Raw genomic sequence first — 17,851 nt, 5'->3', positions numbered from 1 at the left:
GCTCGGACAGCGCGCTATGGTTGGCGCATGTCCATCGATACCGTCGCACCCGATCCCGTCGAACGCCGTTCCGTTCTAGCAACGCTCGCGCCGTACCTTCGGCCTAGGCCGATCGCCGCGTTGCTACTCGGCATATCGAGCGGCTTTCCGCTGGCCTTGTTGCTCGGGACGATGGGCTATTGGCTGTCGAAGGTCGGTATCGACAAGAAGACGATCGGGTTCGCGATCGGCCTGACCACGCCGTACACGCTGAAGTTCCTGTGGGCGCCGTTCATCGACCGGTTCGAAATCCCAGTGCTGACCCGCCTGGTCGGACAGCGCCGCGCATGGCTGTTCGTGGTCCAGGCGCTGTTGTTCGGATCGGTCTGGATGCTCGGGTTCAGTGCGCCCCAGGAGCATCTCGGCGTCTTCGCGTTCTGGGCGATCGTCACCGCGTTCCTCGGCGCGACCCAGGACATCGTCATCGACGCGTACCGCATCGAGATCCTGCCTGAGGACGAACTCCCGCACGGCACCGCCAACAACCAGTTCGGCTACCGCCTCGGCAACCTGGCCGCAGGCGTCGGCACGATCGCGATCGCCTCGTCCGAAGGCCTGGGGCTGGGCTGGGCGCTGGGCTACGGCCTGACCGCATTCTGCGTCATTCCCGGCGCGCTCGCCGCTCTATGGGCTGGGCGAGGCCTTCACGATCGCGTGCTGGCCAAGCAGCCGCATGAGACCGGCGGGCGCTGGCTCGAAGATACCATCATCGGCCCGTTCCGCGAATTCTTCCAGCGGCGCGGTGCGGTGCTGATCCTGCTGTTCGTGTTGATTTACAAGCTCGGCGACGCGATGGGGCAGGGGATGCTCAACCCGATGATCGTCGAGCTCGGGTTCAGCGACACCGAGTTCATCGCTATCAACAAGCTCGTCGGCTTCTGGGGGCTGATCGTCGGCACCGCGCTCGGAGCACCGTTCATGGCGTGGCTCGGCCTCGGCCGCGCGCTGTTCGTGTCGGGCGTGCTGATGATGCTGAGCAACTTCACCTTCGTGATCCTCGCCTGGCATGGCCATTCGAACACGTGGCTGACGATCGCGGTGGCGACGGAGCAGGTGACCAGCGGGATTGGCCTGACCGTGTTCGTGACGTATCTCTCGGGTCTGTCGAACCTGGCCTACACAGCGACCCAGTTCGCGCTGCTGTCCTCGTTCGCCGCGGTCGGGCGGACGTGGCTGGCGGCCCCTGCCGGCTATGCGGCTACCGCGCTCGGGTGGCCGGGGTTCTGGATGCTGACGATGGTCGTCGCGATCCCCGGCCTAGTGCTGCTGTGGATCTTGTGGCGGCAAGGGTTCGTGGTCGAGAGCGTCCGGCGGGCGCGGGCGGACGAAACCCCGGACGCTTCCACCGCTACACCGTGATCGGGCGACCCTCGTCGGCGAAGGCTGCGGCGACCGCGGCGGCGCTGGCGAGGACGCCGTCTATGCGGCGGACGCCGAGCAGGTCTGCCATCAGATAGCGTGCGATCTCGGGCGCGGTCTCGACGCGCGCGAGTACCGACAGCATCGCCGATTCCGCCGGCGTCATCCGTGCGCAGCAGCACGGGGCGATCGCGATCGTACCTGCCGATGTGCCGGCAAGGTCCGCCATCAGCGCTCTGAGCAGCACCAGCGGGCGACGGAACCCTTGCCCGAACGCAGTGAACATCGTGTGCGAAGCGCGGGCGTCGGCAAGTCCGTGTGCGCCCATCCGCCGCATCGCGAACAAGGCGATCCGCGCGTTTTCACAGGGCGGTAGCGCGTGGGGCAGCAGCGAGGTCGCGCTGGAGATGGTCTGTGTCGAGGCGGCCGTCGAGTTGGTCGTCGAATTGGGGCGGGTATCGGTCATTCACGCGACTCCGTGGTGGTGCCCACAAAGTCGCCTGTTGGTTATTGATAGTCAATAGCAATAAGGACTCAGTCCGGCGGTTGGTCGTTTGCGGCGAGCACTTCACCGGCCAGGTAGAGCGATCCGGCGATCAGCACGAGTTGGGGCTGGTCGGTTTGTGCGGCGATCGAGCCTAGCGCTTCACTGGGCGTGGCGGCTGTTCCAGCGGTCTTTCCGAACGATCGGGCGAGCGTCGCAAGTTCCTCGGGCGCGTGATGGGCGTGGCCGGGGACGGGGATGGCGATGACGTGGCCGACCGACGGCGACAGGATGCGGATCACGGCGTCCGCATCCTTGTTCGCGAGCATGCCTAGGATCAGCGTCACCGGGCGGCCCTTGGCGAGCGTCCGCAGAGAGCGCGCGACCGGTTGCGCGGCGTTGGGATTATGTGCGCCGTCGAGCCACAGCTCGCTGCCCTCGGGCAATCGCGCGAGCAGCGGGCCATCCGACAATCGCTGCATCCGCGCAGGCCAGTGCGCCCAGTCCGCGGCGGCGCGCATCGCCGCTTGGGGAATGTGCAGCGCGCCCTGGTGACGGAGCATCGCGATCGCGAGCGCAAGGTTGCGCGACTGGTGCGCGCCGACGAGGCGGGGGCGGTTGGTGACGACCGAAAAGCCGGTATCCTCGTAGCGGACGGTCGAGCGTGCGGTTTCGCTCGTCCAGGCTGTGCCGCGGGCGAACACCGGCGCGCCGGCGGCATCGGCGACCGCAGCGATCTTCGCGCGGAGGGCCTTGGGATAGTCCATCGTGACCAGCGGCACACCGGGCTTGGCGATGCCTGCCTTCTCGCCGGCGATCTCCAGCAGCGTGTCGCCGAGGAACGACTGGTGGTCGATGCCGAGCGCGGCGATGCCGGTGACGACCGGATTGGGTATGACGTTGGTCGCGTCGAGCCGCCCGCCGAGACCGACCTCGACGATCGTTGCTGCCGCTGGCGTGCGGGCGAAAGCGAGGAATGCGGCGGCGGTGGTGACTTCGAAGAAGCTGGCTTGCAGATCTAAGGCTTGGTCGAGCACTTCCGACAGCAAGGCGGCGAGCAGGTCGTCTTCGATCAGCTTGCCCGCGAGGCGGATGCGTTCGTTGAAGCGGACGAGGTGGGGCGAGGAATAGACGTGAACGCTGTGCCCGGCAGCCTCGATCGCGGCGCGCAGGAACGCGCAGGTCGAGCCCTTGCCGTTGGTGCCGGCGACATGGAACACCGGGGGGAGATCGAGGTGCGGGTCGCCGAGGCGGCTCAGGAGCGCGGTGATGCGCTCGAGGCCGAGGATGTCGGCGCCGGGTGACAGCGCGGTCAGCCGGTCGAGCTGTGCTTGCACTGCGGGGAACGAGGACGTCGCGTGGTCGGGCATTCTTCTAGGCTCCCTCTCCCCTCCGGGGAGAGGGCTGGGGTGAGGGGCAGTTCCGGGGCGCGGCGCTGCTGGGCTGCCCCTCACCCCGACCCTCTCCCCGGAGGGGAGAGGGAGTGCGTTACGCGGCCTCGCGCGCGCTGAGATACCCGATGACCGTGCCGAGCTGCTCGCGCAGGTCCTTCCGGTGGACCACCATGTCGATCATCCCGTGCTCGAGATAATATTCGCTAGTCTGGAAATCCTCGGGCAGCTTCTCCCGAATCGTGCTTTCGATCACGCGGCGACCGGTAAACGCCAGCGTCGCCTTCGGCTCCGCAATCTGGACGTCGCCGAGCATAGCATAGGCCGCCATCACGCCGCCCGACGTCGGGTCAGTCAGCACGACGATATACGGCAGGCCGGCATCGTGCAGCATCTGGATCGCGACCGTGCTGCGCGGCATCTGCATCAGGCTGAGGATACCCTCCTGCATGCGCGCGCCACCGCTCGCGGTGAAGATCACGTAGGGCACGCGGTCCTCGATCGCGGCCTCGACGCCGCGGACGAAGGCTTCGCCGACCGCCAGGCCCATCGAGCCGCCCATGAAGCCGAAATCCTGCACGCCGACGACGACGCGGTGGCCGTCGATCGCGCCGCGTGCGTTGATCAGCGCGTCCTGCTCACTGTTGTCGGTCCGCGCGGCCTTGAGGCGATCGGTGTAGCGCTTCTGGTCGCGGAATTTCAGCGGGTCTTCGGGCACTTTGGGTGCGGGGAGTTCGCTGCAGCTGCCCTCGTCGAACAGCTGGGCGAAGCGGATTTTCGGCCCGATGCGATCGTGATGATCGCATTTCGGGCAGACGTACAGATTGTCCTCGAGCTCCTTGGTGAAGACCATCTGCCCGCAGCCCTTGCACTTGTGCCAGAGATTCTCGGGCGTCTCGCGCTTCGCAACGAAGGGCAGGACGTTGCGGACGCTGTTGAGCCAGCTCATGCGGGGACCTTTCGGGCCGAGGCGACGGCATCGGCGAGAGACTTGATATAGGCGCGGACCGGTTCGGCGGCAGCTGCACCGTGCTGCGCGACCAGCTCGACGATCGCCGAGCCGACGACGACGCCGTCCGCAACGCGGGCGACGTTGGCCGCCTGCTCAGGGGTGCGGATGCCGAAGCCGACCGCGATCGGGATGTCGGTCTGTGCCTTAAGGCGGGCGACTGCGTCCTCGATCGAGGATTGCTGCGCCTGTTGGAGCCCGGTGATGCCGGCGACGGATACGTAATAGAGGAACCCGCTCGCACCATCGAGCACGGTCGGCAGCCGCGCGGCGTCGGTTGTGGGGGTGGCGAGGCGAATCAGGTCGATCCCGGCGGCACGCAACTGCGGGCCGAGCGCATCGTCCTCCTCAGGCGGTACGTCGACGCAGATCACGCCGTCGACACCGGCGGCAACGGCGGCTTTGGCGAACCAGTCCGCGCCGCGCCGGAGCATCGGGTTGCCATAGCCCATCAGCACCAGCGGCACGTCCGGATGCCGCGCGCGGAACGCGGTGGCGGTCGCGAGGATATCCGCGGTGCGCGTACCTTGCGCGAGGCTGCGGATGTTGGCGGCCTGGATAGCGGGGCCGTCGGCCATCGGATCGGTGAACGGCATGCCGAGTTCGATCGCATCCGCCCCGCCCGCGACGAGCGCGTCGAGGATCGGGCCGGTCGCCTCGGTGGTCGGATCACCGGCGGTGACGAACGCGACGAGCGCGGCGCGACCGGCGGCGGCGGTGCGTGCGAAGGTGGCGGCGAGCCGGCTCACAGCTCCCCTCCCGCTTGCGGGAGGGGTTGGGGGAGGGGCTGACATAGCCGCACATCCAAGGTCTGAGGAGCGAACAGGCCCTCCCCCGACCCGTCCCGCAGGCGGGAGGGGAGCAGAAGTGCGATCATATCGCCACCCCGAGCGCTTCGGCGACCGTGAAGATGTCCTTGTCGCCGCGGCCGCACAGGTTGGCGAGGATGATCTGGTCCTGCCGCATCTCGCGCGCCTTCTTGGTCACCGTCGCGATCGCGTGCGATGGTTCGAGCGCGGGGATGATGCCCTCGGTCCGGCACAGCAGCTGGAACGCGTCGAGCGCCTCGGTGTCGGTGGCGCTGTCATACTGGACGCGGCCGATATCGCGCAGCCAAGCATGCTCGGGGCCGATGCCCGGATAATCCAAGCCGGCCGAGATCGAATGCGCCTCGGTGATCTGGCCGTCCTCGTCCTGCAACAGGTACGTCTTGTTGCCGTGGAGCACGCCCGGGAAACCGCCCGCAAGGCTCGCCGCGTGCTGCTTGTCGAGGCCATGGCCCGCGGCCTCGACCCCCAGCATCTGCACGTCGGCATCGTCGAGGAACGGGTGGAACAGCCCGATCGCGTTCGAGCCGCCACCGATCGCCGCGACCAGCATGTCGGGCAGGCGACCGACCCGCTCCAGCATCTGCGCACGCGCCTCGGTGCCGATCACGCTCTGGAAATCGCGGACCATCTCGGGATACGGATGCGGGCCGGCGGCGGTGCCGATGATGTAGAAGGTGTCGTGGACGTTCGCGACCCAGTCGCGCATGCCCTCGTTCATCGCGTCCTTCAGCGTGTGTGCGCCGCTGGTCACGGGGCGGACTTCGGCGCCGAGCAGCTTCATGCGGAACACGTTGGGCGCCTGCCGTTCGACGTCCTTGGCGCCCATGTAGATCACGCAGGGCAGGCCGAACCGCGCGCAGACCGTGGCGGTCGCGACGCCGTGCTGGCCCGCGCCGGTCTCGGCGATGATCCGCGTCTTGCCCATCCGCATCGCGAGCAGGATCTGGCCGATGCAGTTGTTGATCTTGTGCGCGCCGGTGTGGTTCAGCTCGTCGCGCTTGAACCAGACCTGCGCACCCATGCCTTCGGGCGCGGACTCGCGCAGCGCTTCTGTCAGCCGTTCGGCGTAATAAAGCGGGCTCGGGCGGCCTACATAATGTTCGAGCAAATCGTCGAACTGCGCCTTGAACGCAGGGTCGGCCTTGGCGGCGCGGTACGCCTCGTCGAGTTCGAGGACGAGCGGCATCAGCGTCTCGGCGACATAGCGGCCGCCGAAGTCGCCGAAATGGCCGCGCTCGTCGGGCTGGGCGCGGTAGGAGTTGGGGGCGAGGGTGGGAGCGTTCATGACTGGGCGTTTAGCACTTCGTAAATCGCTGTCACCCCTTCCGTTTCCGCTAAAGACCACCCCGGCGAAGGCCGGGGCCCAATTCGGAAAGGCTTTTTGGCGAGCCGGATACTCCGTTACCTCGACCTTTCCAGTTGGGCCCCGGCCTTCGCCGGGGTGGTGCTAGCGCGTGGCAACCGCCTTCAGAAACGCCGCGATTTTAGCTTCGTCCTTGGTGCCCGGTTCGCTTTCCACGCCCGAAGACACGTCGACCAGTTCCGCCCCTGTCCGACGAATGGCCTCTGCCACGTTCGCAGGATCGAGCCCGCCCGATAGCGCCCAGGGCAGCGGATGCCGGAACCCGTCGAGCAAGTCCCAGTCAAACCGCAAGCCCATTCCGCCGGGCAGCGCCGCCGAGTCCGGCGTCTTTGCATCGTAGAGGATGCGATCGGCGACTCCGACGAAGCCATGCGCCGCATCGAGATCGCCGCGCGTACGAACCGCGACCGCGACCCAGGTCTCGATCCGGAACTTCGCGCGGATCGCGGCGGCGCGCGCTGGAGCCACCTTGTGGAGTTGCAGCACGTCGAGCGCGGCCGAGCTAACCGCCTGTTCGAGCATGTCGTCCTCGGGATCGACGAACACGCCGACCTTCGCAACGTGCCGCGGTACGCGTGCGGCGAGTTCGGCGGCTTTCGCGAACGTCACGTGGCGCGGCGAGGCGGGGAAGAACACGAACCCGACATGGCTCGCCCCGTGCTTGATCGCTGCGTCGAGCGTGGCGGGAGTGGATAGGCCACAGATCTTGGCGGTGGTCATGGGGTTTCCTAAACGGATCGCGGAGGTCCAACGATCCTCCCCCGCAAGGGGGAGGTGGCAGGCGCAGCCTGACGGAGGGGGCGGGAAGGGATGACCGACGTTCCGTTTCCTCCCCCTCCGTCGCCTTCGGCGCCACCTCCCCCTGGCGGGTGAGGATCGTGAATTACGCGTGCAGCTAAAGCGTCGCGCCGATCGCGCGGGCGGCGATGTCGGGGTCTTCGGCCTGCGTGATCGGGCGACCGACGACCAGGATCGAGGCGCCGGCGTCCATCGCCTGGCGCGGAGTTACGACGCGCTTCTGGTCGCCGATCTGGCCGTCGGGCAGGCGCACGCCGGGCACCACGAAGAACCCCTTGGGCCAGATTGCCTTGGCCGCCGCGACCTCCGCGCCGGAACACACGATGCCGTCTACTCCCGCCTCGCAGGCGAGTTCGGTGAGCCGCGAAACCTGGTCGTGCGCGCTGCCGATGACCCCGGTCGCGGCGAGATCGGTCGCGTCGAGGCTGGTCAGCATCGTCACCGCGATCACCTTCGTGCCGAGCGGGGCGGCAGCCTTCGCGTCCTCCAGCATCGCCCGCCCGCCACTCGCATGCACGGTCAGGATCGCCGGCTTCAGCGCGCCCAACGCCTGCACCGCCTTGGCTACCGTGTTAGGAATGTCGTGGAGCTTGAGGTCGAGGAAGATCGGCAGGCCGAGTTCCGCCATCGCATGCACGCCGGACTGGCCGTGCGCGCAGAAGAATTCGAGCCCCAGCTTGATCCCGCCGACATGGTGGCGGACGCGCGTCGCCATCGCCTTGGCGCGGGCGAGGTCGGGGGTGTCGAGTGCGACGTAGATCCGGTTGCTCACGGGAGCGACCCCGGCGGCGTAGCGGTCGGCACAACACTCGGTGCGATCGTTGCGGAAGTCTCTGCAGGCACGAACGCCACCGGTTCCGGCCGCGGCGTGCGCAGGTCCAGCAACTCGCGCTCGCACGTCGACAGCCGCTGGCGCAGCCGCCACCGGATCGCATGGTTGTAGAGCATCGTCGGCACGAACCCGATCAGGAACGTCACGAAGAGCAGCAGCGGCAGGTTCACGTCCGCGATCAGCCCGCCCCAGAGCTGGATCTGGACGGCGTTCCAGTTGCTGATGGTGAAGACCGCGGCGATGAACGCCAGCAGGCACCAGAACAGGATTTTCAGGAACTGCATGCGGCGACCCTTTATCATACCCCATCGCGTCGAAACGCGGTTGGAAACGCAGAGCTACCGCCACATCCGCCTTTTGGCCAGTCTTCTACCTAGCGAGAGGGGCTTTAGCCGATTTCCGTCCGCAACTGCGCGATCAGCGGCAGGATCGCGGTCAGCCGTGGCTCCTCCTCATCGAGGATCGCAAGGAACGCGGCGCGCTTGATCGCCGCGACGCGACCCGGCTTCATTCGGACGGTCGACGGCAGCGTCGAGACGGTGATGTCGATCATCCGCTCCGACCCGTGCAGCCGTCCCCAAAGGTAGTCGTTCTCGCGGTAGGCACGGCTGAAGAACGCGCCGAACGTGCCGAACTGGATCCCCTTCAACGTCGCCTCGGCGCCGCCGGAGCGGATCGAGGTCGCATCGTCGGGTGCGATCCGGTCGACCTTGATCGGATCGAATTCGTCGAGCCCTTCGCCCTGCAACAGCGGCAAGGTCGCGGTATCGAAATACGGAAAGCCGAGATACGCCAGCAACAGCGTCCGCCGCGTCGGCTTGGCGAGTGCGGCGAACGCCTCCGCCAGCCGCTGGTCGGTTTCCGCATCGAGGCGCTCCAGGTCGAACGTCCGGCCGAGCGTTTCCAGCACCGCGGTCGCGTCGCCGCGCATCGCCCGCACCGCATCGTGCAGCCCGGCGTGCATCTCGGCGCGCAACCGGTCGAGATACGGCGACAATGATTCGTAGATCGCGTCGCGCATCGGCCCCAGTTCGGGCTCGTCGGCGGCGGTCTCAACCTCCGACAGGCGCCGTGCCATCAGCCGCAGCCGGCGGATGCGGAAGCCGATGTCGAAGGTCCGCAGGAACGCGATCGACGCGGCGCTGGCTCCGCCCGCCTGCCCCGAGCCAAGCAGGTCGGCGCCCGACGCGGCGACATGCGCGACGATCGCCGCCCGGATCTGTGCCAGCCGCCGCGGCCGGTGGTGCTCTCCGGCATCGAACAACAGCAACGCCAGCGTCTCGATTACCGCGCTGCGCTTGAGATGGCCGTACGCGACGAAGCCATAGCCCGAGCTCGCCGCCGCCGCCTTTTGCGCGCGCCGCCGCCACGCGATCAGCCGCGGTGCGGTCGGCCGGTCGAGGAACAATGTGTGGCCGAACAGCGATTCGACGTCGGCCTCCACCTCGGGACGGATCGCGGTAAGAATGCCGCGCATCCGGTCGATCCGCGCCGAGCGTTCGGCGATCGCCTCCAGATTGTCACGGATCGGTTGCTGGCGGGGAATGTCGCTGATCGCGCCGATGATCGTCTGGAAGAAACCGGGCGTCCCGCCACCGCGATTGAGCCGCAGCTTGATGTCGGGCGAGGGGTCTATGTAGATGAACCGCCGGTCGATCTGGCGCCGCGCGGGCCGTTCCTTGAGCGCATCGAGCGCGGGCCGGAACGGCGCGTTGGCCAGTACCGACCCGTCGATCAGCACCGCGCTTTCCGCTGCGTTCGCGGCCGTATGACGGGGGAGGACGCGCGCGAGGAACGCGGGACGTTCCGGCCACTCGATCGCGCGATCCTTCAGCACGCCGTCCAGTTCGGCGACGGTGAACGGCGGGAACGCGCCGGGAAAGCTCGACGTCGCACGCGCCGCGAACGCCAGTTCCGCGGGCGGTGCGAGCGTATCGCACGCTCCGCCATTGTCGGTGAAGTCGACCACCAGGCGATGCTCGGTCTCGACCACTTCGGCCGGCGAATTGAGCTGCAACCTTTCCGGATGCCCGGAAAAGTCGGTGACCGTCACGAACAGGTCGAGCGGCTGGCCCGGCGGCAACAGGCGCGGCCCGCGTTCGCTCGCCGCCATCGCATCGAACGCATCGAGCAGGAGGTTGGTGAAGGTCTTCCCCCCGAACGGCGGCTCGAACCAGCGCGAGCGGATGAAATGCGACAGCTTGGTGCGCACCTCCTCCCGTGTGGGATCATCGAGCGCGTCGACTTTGTCGGTGCTGCGGCCCGCCGCCATCCACGCGAGCGGCATCGCCCACGCCTTCGAGAAGCGCGATTTGGGTGCCGCCTCGGTATCGATCAGCGCTTCGACATCCGCCGACGTCATCCACAGGTCGGTGAGCGGGTCGAGGCTTTGCCCGGTCGCGATCGCCTGCGCGAGGAAGATACCGTTGATCCCGCCCGCGCTGGCGCCCGCGATGATGTCGGCGAGGACGCGGACTCGGATCGCGCCGTGCGCCTCGATCTCCTGGAGCAGCGCGTGATACACGCCTTCGCTGCCGCCCTTCGGCGTGTCGCCGTCGTGGAAGGCCCGGCTGGCGCATACGAGGCGCCAGATCTCCTTGGTGATGCCGTGCATGTAGACCGCAAGGCTGATCCCGCCATAGCAGACGAGCGCCAGTCGCAGTTCCTTCTCGCGCATTCTACATCCTCATGCCGCCTCGATCGCTCGGGTGTGATCGCTCGGGGTTTTATCCGGTGGCGCCGGTTCGGTTCGTCGGTGTTGTCGGCTCCAGAATAGCCCAGATCGGCAGGTGATCCGAGGCTTTCCGCGCCGCCGGGCTCGCATGGACGCCACACTCGACCACGTTCAAGTCCGACGACACCATGATCCGGTCGAGCCGAGCGACCGCGCGGCGCGAATGGAAACTCGCGCCGGTCTCCGCGAACGCATAGTCACGGCCGAAATCGCGGAGGCACCCGGCGCCCGCGCTCCATTCGTTGAGATCGCCCATCATCACCGTCGGATGCGCCTGCGCACAGGTATCGACGTGGTTCATGATCGCGGCGGCCTGCTTGCGCCGCCACAAGCCGGACAGATCGAGATGCATGCCGAGCACGCGGAGCATGCCGCCCGCGAACTGGACGTCGGCCATTACAGCACCGCGCGGTTCGAGCGAGGGCAGGTGGAGCGGTTCGCTGTCGACCACGCGCGCCGATTTGCGGACGAGAATGACGTTGCCGTGCCATCCCATGCTGAGCGCGCGCAGGCCGAAGTCGACCGGCTTCCAGTCGCTATGCTCCTCCAGCAGGTGATGCGGCAGCACGCAGGCCTTGGCACCAAACCGCCGGTCCGCCTCCTGGAGCGCGATCACGTCCGCATCGATCTCGCGCAGGACCTCGACCACGCGTTCGGGATTGCGCCGACGGTCGAGCCCGATGCCCTTGTGGATATTGTAGCTGGCGACCTTGATCATGCGTGGGCCCTATAACGCGACGGGCGCGATCCGGGTTGCAGAATGACGGCGCGCGCCATGCAAAAGGCACGGGCTGACGATCTTGTGGAAGAATTACGTCTCCGCTCCTCCGTTGTGGAGCGGAGACCGACACCCGAGCGTTGTATGTCCAGATTGTGGGGGAATTGCTGGTGCGTCTAGGTTTGATCGGTGCATCGCTGCTGGCGATGACGTGTGCACTCTCGGCGTGCGAGGTGAAGACGACGACCGCCTCGAACACGCAGCAGCCCGCGGCGGCGGCGGCTCCGGCGGCTGCGTCGACCGGGTGGACCACGACCACCGCCGGGCAGTTGCGTAAGGCGATCGCGGCGCGCGGCGCTCACGGCCTCGACCGGATGAGCTTCGATGCGAGCGCGCAGCCCGGTGCCGGCGACGACGCGTTGACCAAGGCTGCGCTGGCATATGGCAAGGCGCTGTCGCAGGGCGCGACCGATCCGACCAAGTTGTTCGACGTCTACACCGTACCGCGCCCGCAGGTCGATCTCGGCCGTGGCCTCGCCGCGGCGCTCCAAGCGGGCGACATTGGCAAGTGGCTCGCCGGACTGGCACCGCAGGACGAGAATTACGCGCGCCTATCGAAGGCCTATCTCGCGACGCCGAAATGGGAGCAGACGCCGGCGTCCGCGATCCCCGACACGGGCAAGCCGATCACGCCGGGCGAAGCCGATCCGCGGGTCCCTGCGATCGCGCACCAGCTCGTTGTGTTCGATTATCTCGACAAGGGGGCCGCGCAAGGCGATCGCCTGACCCCGGCAATGATCCTCGCGATCAAGAAGATGCAGGCGGACTACGGGATCAAGCCCGACGGCATGATCGGCAGCGCGGCGCTCGGCATCCTCAACTTGTCCGACGCAGACCGGGCGCGCGCGATCGCGGTCAACATGGAGCGGCTCCGGTGGCTCGATCGCAACGCGCCGACGACGCGGATCGACGTCAATCTCGCGGCGGCACGGTTGAGCTATTGGCGCGACGGCAAGTTGGTCGACAGTCGCAAGGTCGTGGTCGGCGAACCCGACAAGGAAACGCCGCAGCTCGGGTCGCCGATTTTCCGCCTCGTCGCCAATCCGACCTGGACGGTGCCGCGCTCGGTCGAGAAGAAGGAGATGGCCGGCAAGGGCGCCGGGTATCTGCGCGCCAACAACCTCGCGTGGAAGAATGGCTGGCTGGTCCAGCAATCGGGGCCGAAGAACTCGCTCGGCCTCGTCAAGTTCGACATGTCCAACGAGCACGCGATCTACCTGCACGACACGCCTGCGAAACAGCTGTTCGCCGAGGTCCAGCGCCAGCGCAGTCATGGCTGCGTCCGCGTCGAGGATGCGCTCGGGTTCGCCGAACTGCTCGCGAAGGACGAGGGCGTGACCGATCAGTGGCACGCCGCTCGCGCGACCGGCAAGGAGACGTTCGTCAAATTGCCGAAGGAGATCCCGGTGCGTCTGTTGTACCAGACCGTGCTGTTCGACGACGCCGGCGAGCCTGTGATCCGCGCCGACCCCTATGGCTGGAACGACCGCGTCGCGGTCGCGCTGGGGCTTGGAACGAGTGCGAGCTACAAGCCGGCGGCACGCGATGCCGACGTCGGGCCGTAACGACTACTCTGAGTCGCTAAGTATCGTCATCCCCGCGCAGGCGGGGACCCATATTGGATGACATTCGAGATCATTGGAAAGGCTAGCCAGTATGGGTTCTCGCCTGCGCGGGAATGACTGTTTTGTAGCCGGTTACCCCTGAAGCGTCGTCGTCGATGGATAATGCTTGTCGAGGTGACGCTTGATGATCCGCAAATTGCGCGTGTTCGAGCGGAAGAAGAAATCGGGGATCGCGCCGACGAACGGGATCATACCGAACGCCCAGTCGATCCCGACATTGCCGAACATCCGCGCCATCTGGATCTTCGACATGCCGATGTTGCGCGCTTCCCATGCCATCCACGCGCCGACCGCCGCCGCGATCGTGCTGCCGGCGAACGGGATGAGGTCGAGCACGACGTCCATGCCGACCTTGCGGTTGGTGCCGGGGATGACGAACAACCCCTCCATCACGCGCTCCATCGCCTCGACGCGGCGGCGTACCGACAGCGCGTCCGTGCCGAACGGCAGCGTCTGGAAGATTTCGCCGGGGGCGATGCGGGTGGTGCGCGGGTTCATGGACCCTAGTTGGTATCGGCGCGCAACCGGTTCAACGGGTGCCACGCGCGGGTGTTCGCCTGCCACTGGCTGAGGCGTGGGGAGACCAGCGACCAACGCAAGGGCCGCGCCAGCGGGATGAACGCCACGTCCTCGTTCATCGCGGCATCGGCGGCGGCTATCCTGGCGCCGCGTTCGGCCAACGTCGGAGCCTCGCGCGCCGCCTCCAGTGCCGTCCGCGCCGCATCGCCACATGCGACGCAGGCCGCCGCCAGATACCAGCGCGCGCTGTCATAGGGCGCGACCGCATCGACCAGCTTCAGTTCCGCGGCGTCGTCGATCCCGACTCGCCGGGGGACGATCCCGATTGCCATCAGCGATGCCGCGACCTGCGCATATAGCAATGTCGCCCCCGGCCCGGTGGGCAGCGCGACCCGCAGTTCGATCGGACCCGGACTCTGCTGTTTCCAGCCTGCAACCCGCTGGCGCGCGGCAGCGCGACGTTCGTCCTGCGTCAGCAGTGTCCATGCCGGCACCTGCGGCAGCGAGGCGGAGTCGAGGATATCGGGCAGGATGCGGTCCGCCGCGTCCCAGTTCGGCGCGACCGCCCCCGTCACCGCCGACCGATCGATCGCCTGCGACACGGCGGCGCGGTTGGCGGCATCGGCCAGGAACCCGTCGCGCCGGACGATCGCCAGGCCGAACAGCCCCACCGCTGGATCGACGCGGATGTTCGCCGGCGCGATACTGGTCGCCGCCAGCAACGGCCAGTCGACGAAGCTGCCGCCGCTCACCAGATCGGAGTCGCGATTGGCGAACCGGGCGATCGCCCGCGCCGCACGCTCGCCGATCAGCCGGACGTCCTCCTGCGGCTTTGCCTCGCGCTGGTCGTCGGGATCGGCTTGGCCGGGATCGAACGCCGGGCGCAGCAACGGTGCACGACCGCGATGTGCCACGCGGAACGGCCCGGTCCCGCCGGTCGGACGCAGCCGCAGCAACGCGAGTTCGGGTTGCGCGAACAGCTTCAGCAGGTCGGGGCGGGGCCGCGACAGCCGCACCTCGATCACCTGCGGCGTCATCACGACGATCTCGTCGATCGCGGTCAGGAACGGCGCGAGCGGATTGCGCGCGCCCGCCGCTGCCCGTGCAGTATCGGGGCCGCCAATCTGTCGCCGGAGCATCGTCACCACCTGTTCGGCGGTCACCGGCGTACCATCGCCCCAGTCGCCCTCGCGCAGGCGGAAGATGTAGCTCATCCCGCCGTCGATCACGATCCAGCGCTCGGCGATCCCCGGCTCGATCTGTCCCGCGGCATCGAACCGCACCAGCCCCTGCGCGGTCGAATCCATCAGCAGGCGGGCAGGAGTGTCGAGTGCGACGCGGCTGGCATCGGCGACATGCGGGACCCCGCCGATCGCGCTGACCACCACCGCGCCGGTATCCGGCCGCCGATCGCACGCGGCCAGCACCGCGCACCCGGCGAATAGCGCGACGCTTGCCGTAAGCCGCGAGCGTCGTCTGCGTTCAGCACCTAGTCGCAAACCGGGTCGACCGCGTGAATCCGATCGCAGCACAAGAATCTGGTGGATCGTCGACGTCAGCATCGTCGACGGTGTAGGCCCGGACGTCCCGCGGGGCAACGCAGAGGGCACCGCGTACCACCCGATAAACGCCTCGCAACGTTACCGGCCGCCTCGAAATGCGAAGGTGAAGCGATAGGCTCTGTCGTTTGCGGGACGAGCATCCACTCGCCGCGCCGGACTGGCCGCGACCAGGGTCAGCGCGCCGTCCGCGACGTTGACGGGCATGCCGAGCGTCAGATCGATCTGCCTGGACCAGCCGCCGCCCATGACGGTCGCGCGTACCACGAGCCGCCCCGCCCAGACGCACTGCACACCGACGGGGCAGCGACTGTCTTCGATGACCCGGTCCGCGCGCACCTTCGGTCCGTCGACGAACGCGGTCTGCCCAAGCGCTATCGGACCTTCGACCGGGACATGCGCCGTACAACCCGTGATGAACGTCCCGGCTAATGCCAGGATTGCCGCCAGCAGCCAGGCTCCACGCTCAACCACAGGACGCGGAGACCACCCGGCCGTCCGCGACGATGACGGTCACGCGCTCCTGCCGGTAATCGCGCGTCATCGGATCGCCGGGTGCGAGCCGACGGACCACGGCGCTCCCCGTCCGGCGAAGAATATCCGTGTCGTCAGGCGCGGTCTGCCCGGCGAGCGCCGCGGCGGCATCGGGGCGGCATAGTCCCGTCCTCGCCCGGTCGTTCGTGCCGGTCGAGGCGCAGGCTCCGAGGCACGCCAGCCCAAGCATCGACACCAGCATGCTTCCCTTGATCGTCGTCATCGTCACCTCCCCGTCACCGTAAGCCGCGCCCTGATTAGCGCGCCGAACCTGAACGGTAGACGGTGCCGACGACGAATAGCCTTGATCGAACGGGCGGGGGGGCGTTTCCCGAAATCCAGTGCGACGGAGCGTAAGGCCGACCGTCCGCGGAAGGCCTTGCACCGCGTGGTCAGCTGATATGCACGGCCTTCGTGACCAGATGCGCGGCAATGCCCTCTGGACCGTCCTCGGAACCATGCCCGCTCTCCTTCACGCCGCCGAACGGGCTGTCGGGATAGCTCAGCCGGACGTTGTTGATCGCGATCATCCCCGCCTCGATCGCGTCGCCGAGCATGTTCTGGCGACGGCCATTCTCGGTGAAGCAATACGCCGCCAGCCCGAACGGCAGGCGGTTGGCTTCGGTCACCGCGTCCTCGTCCGTCGCGAACCGGCTGAGCAGGGCGACCGGGCCGAACGGCTCCTCGTTCATCGCGCGCGCCGACAGGGGGACGTCGGCCAGCACGGTCGGCTGGAAGAAGAAACCGCCCTGGCCGCCATAGTCGCCGCCCGCGAGCAGCTTGGCGCCGTGCCCCGTCGCGTCGCCGACCAGCTCGGCGATTGCATCGGGACGGCGGGCGTTGGCCATCGGGCCCATCTGGCTCGCCGCATCCATGCCGTCGCCGATCTTCAGCGCGCGCGTCCGCTCGGCAAAACCGGCGGCAAACCGGTCGTAGATGCCATCCTGTACGTGGAAGCGCGTCGGCGCGACGCAGACCTGGCCCGCGTTGCGAAACTTGTGCGCGACCAGCGTATCGAGCGTCTTCTCCAGATCGCAATCGTCGAACACCAGCACCGGGCCGTGTCCACCCAGCTCCATCGTCGTCCGCATCATCGTATCGGCGGCCAGCTTCATCAGCGCCTTGCCGACCGGCACCGACCCGGTGAAGCTCAGTTTCCGCGTGATCGGCGAGGCGAGCAGGTGGCGCGACACCATGTCGGGGACCCCGAACACGCACTGCGCGACGTCGCCGGGCAGTCCGGCGTCCTGGAAGCAGCGCATGACCTCGACCGCGCTACCCGCGGTCTCCTCGGACGGCTTGATGATGATCGAGCAGCCGGCCGCGACTGCCGGCGCGATCTTGCGCACGACGTTCATGATCGGGAAGTTCCACGCGCAGAACGCCGCCACCGGGCCGACCGGCTGGTGCAGGACCAGGCTCCGCGTACCCGATGGGCGGGGCAGCACGCGGCCATAGACGCGCAGGCCCTCGGCGGCGTGGAAATCGAGCAGCGCGGCGGCAAACGCGACCTCGCCCTTCGCCTCGGCCTGAATCTTGCCCTGCTCGAGCGTTGCGATACGCGCGATGTGATCGCCGCGTTCGCGCAGCAGCTGCGCGGTCCGGACCAGGATCGCGGCACGCTTTTCCGGCGGGGTCGCACGCCATGCGATAAAGCCGCGCTGCGCCGCCTCCAGCGCACGATCGAGGTCGGCGGCATTGGCGAGCGGCAACGCCGCCTGTCCCGCACCGGTCGCCGGGTTCAGCACGTCGCGAGTCTCGCGACCGTCGCCGCTCAGCCATTCGCCGGCGATGTAGAGCCCGAGCTTGGTGTCATAGGCGGTGGTCATAATCGTCTCCGTTGTTGGCGTCGCGTCCGGCTGAACCGTCATGTCGTCGTCGATCGTCGCCGCGGTAAGACCCAAGGCGCGATCGAGGGATCGTACGTGGCAATCGCCGGATCGATCGAGCGAAATGCCGGGGTCGCCCGGCACGGCGACCGCAGCATATGGCAGCGT

17 protein-coding genes are annotated in these 17,851 nt (G+C 67.8%); 2 read left to right on the top strand and 15 right to left on the bottom strand.

Annotated features, from left to right (window positions below; translation table 11 throughout):
* Window positions 1-27 precede the first annotated feature (27 nt).
* A complete protein-coding gene (locus ASE69_RS12245; RefSeq protein ID WP_056486856.1) occupies window positions 28-1,398 on the top strand; it encodes an AmpG family muropeptide MFS transporter in 1,371 nt (456 codons plus the stop codon).
* On the opposite strand, the gene ASE69_RS12240 is transcribed toward ASE69_RS12245, so the two are convergent.
* The 10 genes from ASE69_RS12240 to ASE69_RS12195 all read right to left on the bottom strand — a co-directional run bounded on the left by ASE69_RS12240 (window position 1,388) and on the right by ASE69_RS12195 (window position 11,557).
* Window positions 1,388-1,864 (bottom strand): DUF6628 family protein, encoded by a 477-nt coding sequence (locus ASE69_RS12240; RefSeq protein WP_056486853.1) that lies wholly within the window; start codon window positions 1,862-1,864, stop codon window positions 1,388-1,390. The two genes, ASE69_RS12245 and ASE69_RS12240, sit on opposite strands and share 11 nt — an antisense overlap.
* A 68-nt stretch (window positions 1,865-1,932) precedes the next feature.
* Entirely contained in the window at window positions 1,933-3,252 is a 1,320-nt protein-coding gene (locus tag ASE69_RS12235) for a bifunctional folylpolyglutamate synthase/dihydrofolate synthase (protein WP_056486850.1), read from the bottom strand.
* A 118-nt stretch (window positions 3,253-3,370) separates the two neighbouring features.
* On the bottom strand, window positions 3,371-4,222 hold the full coding sequence (accD, locus tag ASE69_RS12230; protein ID WP_056486848.1) for an acetyl-CoA carboxylase, carboxyltransferase subunit beta: 852 nt from the start codon (window positions 4,220-4,222) through the stop codon (window positions 3,371-3,373).
* On the bottom strand, window positions 4,219-5,031 hold the full coding sequence (gene trpA / locus ASE69_RS12225) for a tryptophan synthase subunit alpha (RefSeq protein ID WP_056486845.1): 813 nt from the start codon (window positions 5,029-5,031) through the stop codon (window positions 4,219-4,221). The genes accD and trpA overlap by 4 nt, the downstream gene beginning before the upstream one ends.
* A gap of 124 nt (window positions 5,032-5,155) precedes the next feature.
* A complete protein-coding gene (trpB, locus tag ASE69_RS12220) occupies window positions 5,156-6,397 on the bottom strand; it encodes a tryptophan synthase subunit beta (protein ID WP_056486842.1) in 1,242 nt (413 codons plus the stop codon).
* 162 nt (window positions 6,398-6,559) lie between these two features.
* Window positions 6,560-7,195 carry a phosphoribosylanthranilate isomerase gene (locus tag ASE69_RS12215; RefSeq protein WP_056486838.1) on the bottom strand — a complete coding sequence of 212 codons (636 nt, stop codon included), beginning with the start codon at window positions 7,193-7,195 and terminating at the stop codon, window positions 6,560-6,562.
* 175 nt (window positions 7,196-7,370) lie between these two features.
* Complete coding sequence (pyrF, locus tag ASE69_RS12210) at window positions 7,371-8,045, bottom strand: orotidine-5'-phosphate decarboxylase (RefSeq protein WP_056486835.1); 675 nt, start codon at window positions 8,043-8,045, stop codon at window positions 7,371-7,373.
* Complete coding sequence (locus tag ASE69_RS12205; protein ID WP_056486832.1) at window positions 8,042-8,389, bottom strand: lipopolysaccharide assembly protein LapA domain-containing protein; 348 nt, start codon at window positions 8,387-8,389, stop codon at window positions 8,042-8,044. Before ASE69_RS12205 ends, pyrF begins: the two co-directional genes overlap by 4 nt.
* A 104-nt stretch (window positions 8,390-8,493) precedes the next feature.
* Window positions 8,494-10,782 (bottom strand): patatin-like protein, encoded by a 2,289-nt coding sequence (locus ASE69_RS12200; protein WP_056486830.1) that lies wholly within the window; start codon window positions 10,780-10,782, stop codon window positions 8,494-8,496.
* A 49-nt stretch (window positions 10,783-10,831) separates the two neighbouring features.
* Window positions 10,832-11,557: an endonuclease/exonuclease/phosphatase family protein gene (locus ASE69_RS12195; RefSeq protein WP_056486827.1), complete on the bottom strand. Its 726-nt coding sequence runs from the start codon at window positions 11,555-11,557 to the stop codon at window positions 10,832-10,834.
* A gap of 170 nt (window positions 11,558-11,727) precedes the next feature.
* Here ASE69_RS12195 and ASE69_RS12190 point away from each other — a divergent pair, with 170 nt between their 5' ends.
* A complete protein-coding gene (locus ASE69_RS12190) occupies window positions 11,728-13,182 on the top strand; it encodes a L,D-transpeptidase family protein (RefSeq protein WP_235518602.1) in 1,455 nt (484 codons plus the stop codon).
* A 132-nt stretch (window positions 13,183-13,314) separates the two neighbouring features.
* Here the strand turns inward: ASE69_RS12190 and ASE69_RS12185 are convergent, their stop codons facing one another.
* The 5 genes from ASE69_RS12185 to ASE69_RS12165 form a co-directional block, all read right to left on the bottom strand.
* Entirely contained in the window at window positions 13,315-13,740 is a 426-nt protein-coding gene (locus ASE69_RS12185) for a DUF4112 domain-containing protein (RefSeq protein WP_056486824.1), read from the bottom strand.
* Between the two features lie 5 nt (window positions 13,741-13,745).
* Complete coding sequence (locus ASE69_RS12180) at window positions 13,746-15,323, bottom strand: ABC transporter substrate-binding protein (RefSeq protein WP_082453084.1); 1,578 nt, start codon at window positions 15,321-15,323, stop codon at window positions 13,746-13,748.
* A gap of 78 nt (window positions 15,324-15,401) precedes the next feature.
* A complete protein-coding gene (locus tag ASE69_RS12175) occupies window positions 15,402-15,794 on the bottom strand; it encodes a hypothetical protein (protein WP_056486817.1) in 393 nt (130 codons plus the stop codon).
* Complete coding sequence (locus ASE69_RS22430) at window positions 15,787-16,077, bottom strand: I78 family peptidase inhibitor (RefSeq protein WP_056486814.1); 291 nt, start codon at window positions 16,075-16,077, stop codon at window positions 15,787-15,789. The genes ASE69_RS12175 and ASE69_RS22430 overlap by 8 nt, the downstream gene beginning before the upstream one ends.
* Window positions 16,078-16,246: 169 nt before the next feature.
* Window positions 16,247-17,683 carry an NAD-dependent succinate-semialdehyde dehydrogenase gene (locus ASE69_RS12165; protein ID WP_056487090.1) on the bottom strand — a complete coding sequence of 479 codons (1,437 nt, stop codon included), beginning with the start codon at window positions 17,681-17,683 and terminating at the stop codon, window positions 16,247-16,249.
* Window positions 17,684-17,851 lie beyond the last annotated feature (168 nt).

This window comes from Sphingomonas sp. Leaf208, assembly GCF_001421415.1.
GTDB lineage: Bacteria > Pseudomonadota > Alphaproteobacteria > Sphingomonadales > Sphingomonadaceae > Sphingomonas.
The sequence above is the reverse complement of the archived record's forward strand: the minus strand, read 5'-3'. Positions and strand labels throughout refer to the sequence as shown.

Coding starts and splice junctions, on each gene's coding strand:
- ASE69_RS12205 (WP_056486832.1), bottom strand. CDS start 8,389: ATGCAGTTCCTGAAAATCCTGTTCTGGTGCCTGCTGGCGTTCATCGCC.
- trpB (WP_056486842.1), bottom strand. CDS start 6,397: ATGAACGCTCCCACCCTCGCCCCCAACTCCTACCGCGCCCAGCCCGAC.
- ASE69_RS12185 (WP_056486824.1), bottom strand. CDS start 13,740: ATGAACCCGCGCACCACCCGCATCGCCCCCGGCGAAATCTTCCAGACG.
- ASE69_RS12165 (WP_056487090.1), bottom strand. CDS start 17,683: ATGACCACCGCCTATGACACCAAGCTCGGGCTCTACATCGCCGGCGAA.
- ASE69_RS12240 (WP_056486853.1), bottom strand. CDS start 1,864: ATGACCGATACCCGCCCCAATTCGACGACCAACTCGACGGCCGCCTCG.
- ASE69_RS12180 (WP_082453084.1), bottom strand. CDS start 15,323: ATGCTGACGTCGACGATCCACCAGATTCTTGTGCTGCGATCGGATTCA.
- accD (WP_056486848.1), bottom strand. CDS start 4,222: ATGAGCTGGCTCAACAGCGTCCGCAACGTCCTGCCCTTCGTTGCGAAG.
- ASE69_RS12245 (WP_056486856.1), top strand. CDS start 28: ATGTCCATCGATACCGTCGCACCCGATCCCGTCGAACGCCGTTCCGTT.
- ASE69_RS12200 (WP_056486830.1), bottom strand. CDS start 10,782: ATGCGCGAGAAGGAACTGCGACTGGCGCTCGTCTGCTATGGCGGGATC.
- ASE69_RS22430 (WP_056486814.1), bottom strand. CDS start 16,077: ATGACGACGATCAAGGGAAGCATGCTGGTGTCGATGCTTGGGCTGGCG.
- ASE69_RS12195 (WP_056486827.1), bottom strand. CDS start 11,557: ATGATCAAGGTCGCCAGCTACAATATCCACAAGGGCATCGGGCTCGAC.
- ASE69_RS12235 (WP_056486850.1), bottom strand. CDS start 3,252: ATGCCCGACCACGCGACGTCCTCGTTCCCCGCAGTGCAAGCACAGCTC.
- ASE69_RS12215 (WP_056486838.1), bottom strand. CDS start 7,195: ATGACCACCGCCAAGATCTGTGGCCTATCCACTCCCGCCACGCTCGAC.